Genomic DNA, 1,002 nt, shown 5'->3' on the forward strand with positions numbered 1-1,002 from the left:
ACGGCGATCGGCGGCTGGTGCGCGCCGGTGCAGGGCGTGCCGTTGACCGAGAAGGACGTCGGCGCGGTGTTGCCGCCGCTGTAGGCGGTCCATCCACGTCGTCAGATCGTTGATGACGTCGTCGCGGTTGGTCTCGTTGAAGATCTCGTGCCTGGCGCCCGGATAGGTGTAGTAGGTGACGTCTTCGATCCCCGCCGAGTTGTACCGTTCGACTGCGACGTCGGTACGGCTCAGTGCGGCGTTGAGAGGATCCGAGGTGCCGACGAAGACCAGGATCGGAAGGTCTTGTCGCACACCCTCGACGTCGACGAACCTCGGTCCCGCTGCGATCAGTCCGCCCATGCCGGCGTCGTCCAGGCTGAAACCACACAGCGGATCGTTGATGTACAAATCCACCTGAGCTTCGTCACGGCTGAGCCAGTCGTGCGGAGTTCGGGCCGGTTCGAATTCCGCGTTGAACTGGGCGAGGACGTCCGGGCCGTCGTTGACGAGGCTCTCGATCAGTTGATCGACGGCGGTAGTCCCCGACAGTGCGACGGCGTCGATCAGGTGTGAATGGTCGAGGATGTACTGCTGCGAAGCGAACGAACCGAGGCTGTGGCTGAGCAGCACGACCGGCAGGCCGGGGTGTTTGTCGCGGATGATGCCCGTGAGGGTCACCATGTCTGCCACCAAGCGGTTCCAGCCGTCGTCGCCGATGTTGCCGGGGCCGGCGTGCATGCTCTCACCGTGGCCGCGGTGGTCCGCCGCGTAGACGAGGAAGCCGCGAGCATTCAGAGCTTCGGCAACGTGTGCGTAGCGTTTTGCATGCTCACCCATACCGTGCGCGAGTTGAACAACCCCTCGAGGTTCCTGCTCGGGGGGCCATTCGTGGACATGAATGACCACTCCGTCGTCGCTGGTGAAGGTGAACATGCGCTACTCCCGGTGGTCGCGATCCGGACAGGTCATTTCTCATGCTAGATCCGCAGCGGCAATCCATCCGGGAAGTAGGTCCTGATC

Annotated in this window: 1 protein-coding gene; it reads right to left on the reverse strand. The window is 63.4% G+C overall.

Annotated features, from left to right (window positions below; translation table 11 throughout):
- The coding region (locus ABT116_RS50775) for an alpha/beta hydrolase (protein ID WP_351648759.1) at positions 1-915 on the reverse strand (915 nt) is incomplete at its 3' end.
- Positions 916-1,002 lie beyond the last annotated feature (87 nt).

The organism is Streptomyces sp. NPDC002130 (assembly GCF_040296465.1).
Lineage (GTDB): Bacteria > Actinomycetota > Actinomycetes > Streptomycetales > Streptomycetaceae > Streptomyces.